General features: G+C 47.5%; 8 protein-coding genes. 5 read left to right on the top strand and 3 right to left on the bottom strand.

The window, feature by feature from the left end; genetic code table 11:
• The 4 genes from RID53_RS30240 to RID53_RS30255 form a co-directional block, all read left to right on the top strand.
• A partial coding sequence (locus tag RID53_RS30240; RefSeq protein ID WP_446391617.1) for a hypothetical protein occupies positions 1-959 on the top strand: 959 nt, incomplete at its 5' end.
• A gap of 88 nt (positions 960-1,047) precedes the next feature.
• Positions 1,048-1,326, top strand: a complete 279-nt coding sequence (locus tag RID53_RS30245) for a hypothetical protein (protein WP_446391618.1) — start codon at positions 1,048-1,050, stop codon at positions 1,324-1,326.
• Entirely contained in the window at positions 1,238-2,521 is a 1,284-nt protein-coding gene (locus RID53_RS30250; RefSeq protein WP_446391619.1) for a M23 family metallopeptidase, read from the top strand. The genes RID53_RS30245 and RID53_RS30250 overlap by 89 nt, the downstream gene beginning before the upstream one ends.
• The gene (locus tag RID53_RS30255) at positions 2,518-2,802 is read left to right on the top strand and encodes a hypothetical protein (protein WP_446391620.1); all 285 of its coding nucleotides are present in this window, start codon (positions 2,518-2,520) and stop codon (positions 2,800-2,802) included. Before RID53_RS30250 ends, RID53_RS30255 begins: the two co-directional genes overlap by 4 nt.
• Before the next feature lie 57 nt (positions 2,803-2,859).
• Here RID53_RS30255 and RID53_RS30260 read toward each other — a convergent pair whose 3' ends face one another.
• Entirely contained in the window at positions 2,860-6,411 is a 3,552-nt protein-coding gene (locus RID53_RS30260; protein ID WP_446391621.1) for an eCIS core domain-containing protein, read from the bottom strand.
• Positions 6,412-6,560: 149 nt separating this feature from the next.
• Complete coding sequence (locus RID53_RS30265; RefSeq protein WP_446391622.1) at positions 6,561-7,076, bottom strand: hypothetical protein; 516 nt, start codon at positions 7,074-7,076, stop codon at positions 6,561-6,563.
• A 113-nt stretch (positions 7,077-7,189) separates the two neighbouring features.
• Here RID53_RS30265 and RID53_RS30270 point away from each other — a divergent pair, with 113 nt between their 5' ends.
• On the top strand, positions 7,190-8,017 hold the full coding sequence (locus RID53_RS30270) for a TPM domain-containing protein (protein WP_446391623.1): 828 nt from the start codon (positions 7,190-7,192) through the stop codon (positions 8,015-8,017).
• 7 nt (positions 8,018-8,024) lie between these two features.
• Here RID53_RS30270 and RID53_RS30275 read toward each other — a convergent pair.
• Positions 8,025-8,868 (bottom strand): tyrosine-type recombinase/integrase (locus tag RID53_RS30275; RefSeq protein WP_446391624.1); only part of this gene is annotated, 844 nt, incomplete at its 5' end.

Genomic DNA, 8,868 nt, shown 5'->3' on the forward strand with positions numbered 1-8,868 from the left:
AAAAAGTCGCTTTACTAGGGGAAATCGTGGATCAACCCGCCCTCGCCATCCAGCGCACGCTCAACTATCTCACCGAGATACCCCGTGGCAAATCACGAGTAAGAACCCGAAACTCAACCGTTAAAGGGAACATAGAAATCAGCTATCGCGGTAAAACCTACACCAGCGATCGCAAAGGAGCCACACTCACCAGCCAGTCCGGACTGCACGGGGATAAAACCGATAATCTCAAACTGCGAGTTATTCTAGCACTGGAACAATTAGGGCTTGGGTCAGGCGAAGACATCCATCTCAGCCTATCGCAGTTCTTCACCCCCGGTAACTTCAAGGCACAGGAGACAGCCGCAAAAAAAGCTCTGAGTCAGTCTCTAACCTGGTCCACACCGCAAGGACGCAAATCAGCCACCATCAAAACCTTGCAGGTAACCCCCGAAGGATATCATCTGGGTTGTTATCGTCAGTTAGCGATCGCAGAATCTAAACCCAATGATTCCTGGCAAGCCTGTTATGATATCGGCTATCGTACCTTACTCTGTGACTTCATTGACCCCGATGGGTTTTTCGATGATAACCGCAGTCAGTCTTACGACGGGAAAGGCACATCCTTATATTATTCCTGGGTCGCAGAAGAAGCCGGGATTAATGACCCAGAAGACCCCCAGTTTATCACCGCTGTAAATAACTGTGAGGACTATTATCAACCCCAGGGCGAACCCGAACCGATACCCATCGCCGATGCAATTGATACCGCCCATGAATGGTACATTGGCGAGATTGCCGAAATCATCACCGACTGTACCCCGCCAGAAATCGAAACCTCAATCGTTGGGGGCGGTGGTGCGTTCCGCTTTGGACGAGACTTAATCCCCACGCTGCGAGGGAGCGATCGCTATGTGGTGGAACATCCCGATTTGGCGAATGTTATCGCTCAAACAATTACTTTAGCCCAGGAACTGTAAGAGGAGGCAGAGGGCAGGAGGCAGGAGGCAGGAGGCTTCAAGGAAAGGAACTGTTGCCTGTTGCCTGTTGCCTGTTGCCTTTTTTGTTATGGACATTAAACCGTTTAAGAAATTTGTCTCTAGAAAAAATCAGGGAGAGGCACAACCCAGCCGTAGGGCATTACTTCAGCACTTGCGATCGCTCCAGCGGGAGGTGAGACGGATTCGGATTCAAAGATTTGTCCTACTCCTGATCGCGATCGCTCTATTTCTCTTCACTTGGCATCTACTCACAGACAATGGCACAGACTCAAACACTCAGCATCAACCAGCTACAGCGGGAGATTCAGAAACTCGAACGGGAACTGGTAATCCTCAAACGGACTAACCTCTGGTCAATTGACCGTCGAGTCAGTCAGTTATTACGAGCGATCGATGACTCACCTAAATCAAGAGAAAAATCTAGACTGAGGAATCAGGTATTAGCGATCGCAGCCACCGCATTAATCAGTTTCAACCTGGCAAACAGTCAAGACTACAGTCCTAACTTTGGTTGGTTTAAACCCAGTGTAGAGCAGATTCAGGAGGTGACTCAACCGGAAGTTAAACCAGAGGTTAAACCGGAAACATTGGAAACTAAGGGGAAACCTACGTTAAGCCCATTTGCCCAGAAAATCAAACAAGTCGCGGCTAATATCAACGCTGACCCCATTGACTTAGCCACACTGATTAGTTTTGAAACTGCTGGAACATTTAGCCCCAGTATCAGAGGTCCCGTTGTTAAAGGTAGGGGACGCGCCGTCGGGCTTATTCAATTTATGTCCTCCACGGCGGCTGAACTGGGAACCACATCAGAAGCTCTAGCCAAAATGAGCCAGGTTGAGCAGATGGATTATGTTGAGCGATACTTGGTTAAACGCGGGTTTAAGGGTGGTGGACTTAAACAGCTTTACTCTACTGTATTCGCCGGACATCCCAACGCCAAAGGGAGTATCAGTGATGGCTATCATACCCTGGATAGTGCTGTAGAGAAGATGACAAGGGAGCATCGGGAAAGAGCGATCGCACTCCTTTCCGGTAAGTCTCTAGAAAAAACTCCAGACCAGATTAACAAGTCTCATATTTATAAATGGGCGCCGCCGTTCCAGAAAAATCCTCAACTGGGAGACATCATCGCAGGCTATAGTGTTACATCCCCCCGTGGGTGGCGCGTTCATCCAATTTCAGGGAAACGCCAATATCATCAAGGGGTTGATTTAGCCACGCCAGCGGGAACGGTTCTGTATGCGATCGCTGATGGTTGGGTCGAATGTAGCAGAGGTGACGCGGCTGGCTTGTATGCCACATTTACGTCTGAGCAATTCCCCACTCTACAGTTTAAACTGCTGCACTTGTCCCGGTGTCTGGTTGAACCGGGACAGAGGTTAAAAGTCTCTAGAAAAAAAGTCATCGGCTGGACGGGGAACAGTGGCGGCTCGACTGGTCCACATTTGGACTTACGAATAAAGTCATCCAGTTCGGGCAATTGGCTACGGGTCAGAAGTGGCTGGCTGCAATGGTTTGTTACGGGAGAGCAGCCATGAGAGAGCTTGAGATTAAGGACTGGCGCGGGAAAACTTGGCGGGTGCAGTTCGAGAAGCATCTGGCAGATGGGGAATGGGCAATTGATTGGAAGGTGTTAAGTCCAGACGGTTCTGTTAGGTCGGAGATTGAGAGCGATCGGGAATTACCCCGCCGTTGTCTGAATCAGTTTCGCCAGTTGGATGACTACTGGTTGGTCTGGGAGTTCAAGTGGTGGGTCAATCATTATACCAACACGCTTGACCTGAAGAAGCTGAGGGCGAGGAGGTGCGATCGGGATTAGTTTTAGTTCTCTCCCACTATCTTGAAACCTAATCAGCGTCTCGCACGATTCTTTTTTCTAGATATCTTTTCCATCTTTTTTTTTGATGGGTTTAAGGAATGGTTCTATATCTCCATACTTTTTAGCGTCAACTCCAATCCGCGGATTTTTCCTCTGATTTGCAATTTCAATCTCAGCTTCAAAAAGGCGGGTTCGCGTACCACCTTCATGCGCGGCTTCTACTTTGTAAACTATAGACTTCAGACGCAATGTGCCTGGATGTGTTTCTGTGACTGTAGTGAGATAGATAGTTACATCTTGAGCCTTTTGTTTGTTCAAGCCTGATATGAATTCCTCAACGCCACATTTTTGTACCTTTTGATTAACCTCCCGTGGAGCATATCTAATACCCTTTGCACTTTCTGCACCAGTTATATTTCCCTGACTATGTGCCCGCTCCCAACCTTTTAACCCAACTTTAACACCACGAGGAATTAGCCTTTCGAGATTCAGTCTACCTGGAGCATCACCAACAATACTCTCTATAATAACTTTGTTACCTACCTGTGTCTCTCTCAGAATGCGACCAGGCTTTTTCGGTTTTGAAGAATTTGAAGACGAATCTTTGAGATGACACTGTGTACACTCAATGGTTCCAGAGCGCTTACCCTGTCTGACAGCCCGTAAGATTTTACCCAATGCTAAAGTACCTGCGCTCAGAGCAATATCAGCAACCATTTTACGGATTGGTGTAGCTGCGGCTTGCAAATGACTCTCAGATAAACCAGTTAACTCGCCTTTTTCGTTTTGCTCTACACGGCTCAGATGATATGCTGCGTCCAGCAAATGACCTAGTGCTCCACCCTGAAAGTCAATGGACATAACGTAGCTAGCAGCAGTTAACAGTCCCTTCAGCGCTAGTCCCACACTAGCTACTGTTGGGTTAGGTACTCGCATCAAGAAGGCGGAAAGCCCATGACCAGCCAAGAAGCAAATAAAAAATGGGAGTGATTCTTCAAACTTTTGCTTTATTTCCGCAGACAAACCCTTTTGAACTTTGCTGTTAACTTTTTCTACATTGTCCAAGTAGATTTGGGCTGCCTCCATTGACATTCTGGTTGGATCTGAGAATGTCTGGCGTAGTGAATTCAAAAACATTCTCAACCCTGGATCTTCGATGTTAGCAATGTTGATTCCTAAATGTTCGGGTTGCTCAGAACCGATATAGCCCTTATCTCTCATTCCAACTCCACCGAAACCAGGTAAGGGGAAACCATTTGAGTCGTAGTAGAGGAATCCACTTGCTCTGTGGGCAATACCTAATATATGATTTTCTGGCACTCCATAACCAATTTTAAGATGGTTATGGGTTGCTGTTGGATTGCCGCGAACAAATTGCTCGATGATTGTTTCCTCAAGTCCGAAAAAATGAGCTAAGTCAGCACCGCTAGCTCCTTGAAATTCACGATAGCCTTGTGTGTAGAGAGCAGTAATCATGTGCCGTAATGGTTTAGCACTAATTATTTCGATGGCTTCCTCTTTCGATAGACCATCTTTGGCTCTTACCCTATCTTCTGAAGAAATGCTTCGACCCGTATAATGTTCTAAAATCTGCAAATAATGATTAGCAAGCTTTTCATTTTTTAAGACAGTCAAATCGGCATTGATTATCTCTGTCGGTTCGTTGTCTATCCGCTTTGTTTCTTCAACAGCACTTCCTATTGTATGGGATGCCGTACCAAACATCTTAGTAAAAGTTTTTGGTCCAAATTTTCCATCAGCATCAAGTCCATTTTTTTCTTGCCATTTGATAATGGACTGAACAGTATTTGGTCCTATGATTCCATCGTCTTTTGTTCCAACAGTGCGCTGGATCTTCTTAATAGTCTCAGTGTTATATTTTCGAGTTTGGTTATATCTAATTGCAGACCCTACTTTGTTTTTTCCCTGTCCTTGTGTTCCACTACCAGTTCCATCCGAAGCTGTATCTAATCCATGAATTGTTAATGGAACTCGGATAGTAGGAGGAGTTGTTCTCATCAGATTCAATATCTGTTGAGCTGTCTCGCTTTGAGAATCCGTAATGCTCAAAATTCCGCCGCCAGTAGTTGGTGTTGGTAATGATGATTCTATACAAAACCTTTTTTTGTCAGGACAATACACCATATCATACTGACCAGGAGGAATATCAGTTATTGCTCCAGCGTATAGTGGAATACCTGTATCGGCGATAGCTGTTAATTGCCTACCGCTTACATCGATACGTATGAGCTGCTTAGGTGATCGTTGTATATCAGGCTGACTCTGGACTTGTTGTAGACTTTGAGGTACTGTGACAGCAACGGTCTGATTGGCTATCCCTGTCTCTTGTGGGTATCGAGCCTTTGGGCGATTAACATTCAACTTGTACTGAATCTGAGTGCCAGTTTGCTGCACCACATGAGTCAACTCATGCGCCGTCAATTCATTATTCCCCGGCTCCTTCCCTTGACCAAAATAAACATCACTTCCATGAGTAAACGCCTGAGCGCCCAACTCCTGATTCATCTGCACCGCTTCACCACCCGTATGCACCCGCACCCCACTAAAATCAGCCCCAAAGCGCGGTTCCATAAACCCTCTCACGTTCTCTGATAACGGAGAACCCCCACCCTTAGACGCATTCAAACGACTCTCTAAATCACCAGAGGCTTGATTTCCATCTATTAGATGCGCCCGTTGTATCATTTCCCTCATTTGCACACGCGGATCAATTTGCCTCTGCATTACAGGTTTAATCGACTGTGCTCTTTTCCATATCTGATGGGGGTGATGGGGGTGATTGGTATCTAATTGACGCTGAACTGACGCTGAACTATCCGTAGGGGCTGACATTGACATTACCTGAGACGCCACTCGGTCAGCTTCTTGCTCGTAAGCATCTCCAGGCGCTCCTACCGTTAACTTGGTTTGAATGCCAATTTCCTCTAAGTCTTTCCTTTCCTCCCCCTTCTGTTCCTCCCCTTCCTTAGCACACTCAGTACATTGGCGTTGAATTGGGTTTTTTGAGACAGGGGCAAAAGCACCTTTTAATTTGGAAGCAGGACTTTCTGGTAAGGGTGGGGGTGGCTCAAACGTTGGTGCCCATGGCGATTCAAATTTAGGTTGTATTGATTCTTCAGCAATCTCCTGTTCCCTGGTTTGGAGACTTCGCATCACATTCGCCGCCAGTCTATCCATCGAGGTTCTGGAGTATTCCCCTATTTCCTGAGATGATTCTGATGACGGGTTTGGCTTAGGTTGAATCGGGTTCTTTGATACAGGGGCAAAAGCACCTTTTAATTTGGAAGCTGGACTTTCTGGTAAGGGTGGGGGTGGCTCAAACGTTGGTGCCCATGGCGATTCAAATTTAGGTTGTAATGTAGACCCTTCAGCTTCCTCCTGTTTCTTAGCTTGGATTCCTCGCATCACATTGGCAGTAAGTCTATCCGCCGAATCTCTGGAATACTCCCCTATTTCTTGGGATGAGGTTGATGACGGGTTTGACTTGGGTTGAATCGAAAAACGCCCCAGTTTAGATGGACTCTTACCCTTTTTCTGTACCGTGGTTGGAGTCCAAGAGGAATTTTTATTCTGTGGGGGTTTATACATGATGCCACCTCGGTTGTTTGCCTCACCAGGTATTCATGACCACCTCTGTTGCCATGAAGTCGGAAGTATTCTCACTATAGGCGTAAGGGGAGCGATCGCACCCAGCTCCATCAAAAAACTTGACAAAGCGCGATTCTTTCCGCTCCCAATCACCCCCCCTTCCTCACCACCCGCCACGCAACCTGAGCGCCGATTTTCCCCTCTCGCACAAACAGGAACGCTCCTCTCGTCCATTTCTCCCCCCTAGGTTTTGCCCCGGTGAGCGCCTGAACCTCTGAGGTGCTGAGAATATAACCCCGTTCAGCCGCCAGATACAACCTATCCCAATGGCTGATGGGATTCGGTGGACTAATCGCCCCGGCTATGGCTCCCACCATCTCCAGCCAATCGGGGGTGTCTACTGTACTGTCTACTGATTGATGGACAAGGTTAGATGAAGTGTCAATTTCAGTGTCAATCACAGGGGTAAAGCTGGCGATGGTTCCCCCCTTATCCAGGTGTTCTTTGAGTTGGTCTAACTGTTCAACCTGTTCTGGAGTTGCGTAAGCTCGATTGCGCTCCCCCTTGTGTAGCTTGAGGTTTAAGCCATCGCACCACTGATAAATAGATTGCCTGGTCTTGAGGTTGTACCTCTCCATCAAGTCTTTAATCGTGTATTGCTCCATCTGAGCAGCCGCTCCAACTGTCTACCGCTCACTATACACCTCAACAGGAGCGGTGGGGAATCCCACAGGGAGAGAATAAATTAAGATATGAACGAACCAACTAGAAACCCTCAATGCCAACTTCTGTCAAAATTCAGCCTCAAGATTTCCAGGTACTTACCGTTTCGGACATCATGAAAGTGATAATCACTAAAATTAAACAGGCAATGTGGGCAGTTCCTTTCTGTTTCATTGTTATTTCACCACTTAGCGCCCAAGCTTTAACCGTTGAAGAGGTTCCTAATCCTCAACAAGTGAATGGTACTTGGGTGACGGATATGGCAGAGATTCTCAGTGAGGATACGGAAGAGCAACTCAATCAAATGATTAGAGAGTTGGAAATTAACAATGGCACAGAAATTGCGGTGGTGACTGTACCTGAAACTTCTCCGGCGGCATCACCCAAAGCCTTCACGACAGAGTTATTCAATTACTGGGGGATTGGCAAAGCCGATGAGGATAATGGTGTGCTGTTTTTAATTTCCACAGGCGATCGCCGCGTCGAGATTGAAACGGGATACGGCATCGAACCGATTTTACCGGATGCCCAAGTTGGTCAGATTATCGAAACTAAAATTACTCCCCTTTTTAAGCAAGATGACTTTGACGGAGGGACATTAGCTGGAACCAAAGCATTGGTTGTTCGGTTAGGAGATGAAGTTAATACAACTGAGCGACTATCTGATGAAGAAAGTTTTTTAAAAAAGCATTGGCAAGCATTATTTCTATCCATAGCAGTACCTGTTGCAGGTATTCTCATAGTCGTCGCTAAACGCAATAGTAATGGTGGTGGCAGTGGTAGTGGCAGTGGTTCAAGTGATTATAGTGGTGGCAGTGGTGGTGGTGGTGGCTTTGGTGGCGGTTCCAGCATCACAGCCTCTCTAGACCTACGGTGCAACTAATACTAATCTAAAACCCCAAACGCTGTGCCGCCCGTCGCTTCGCCTCTTCCCCCCGGCGGTCATACTTCGCCGTCGTCACCGGGGACGCATGACCTGCCAGCTTCTGCACCGTGACAATATCCACCCCGGCGTCCAACAAGTCACTACAAAACGTCCTGCGGAAATCATGAGGACTAAACGACTCCACCCCAGCCTGTTCAGCCCGTCGCCTAATAATCTTCAACACAGCATCAGGCGTCATCCTCCGCACCTCCACCCGTCCCCCCTTCCGAACTGGACACAGCAGGGAACCCGATTTACATCCCCTCTCATCCAGCCAACATTCCACAAACTCAACCGCCTCATCTGATAAATAAACCGTCCGGCTCTTTCCTCCCTTCCCCTGGCGCACCTCAACCACGCCCTTAATTGGATCAAAATCCTTCAACTCCAGCTTCACCACTTCAGCCCGACGCAACCCGCCGCCGCGCAGTAGAGCAATCAGCGCTCGGTCTCTAACATCAATAGGATTAGAAGCATCACAACTCTCCATTAAAGCCGCGATTTCCTCACCTGAAAGAGCGCGACCCCTAAGCGAACTAGACCCCTTAACCGAACCAATATCCACCGCTTTTGCATAGTCATTGGCGCTAATTAACTCCAGTCTATAAGCTTCCTGCAAAACCCGTCGCAAAGCACAAAGCATCCGATTAGCCGTCGCCCCAGCATAGCGCTGTTTTAAAATCGTCCGTATCGCCGCCGTGTGTTGGTAGCGCAGCTTTGCCCAGTTCAAGGTCATCGCATCACCAACCCCCTGGGTTAAAATAGACGCAATCTCATCCAGTGTCCCCTTCATTGTTGGCACAGAACCC

Source organism: Coleofasciculus sp. B1-GNL1-01, assembly GCF_040220235.1.
Taxonomy (GTDB): Bacteria; Cyanobacteriota; Cyanobacteriia; order Cyanobacteriales; family Coleofasciculaceae; genus Coleofasciculus.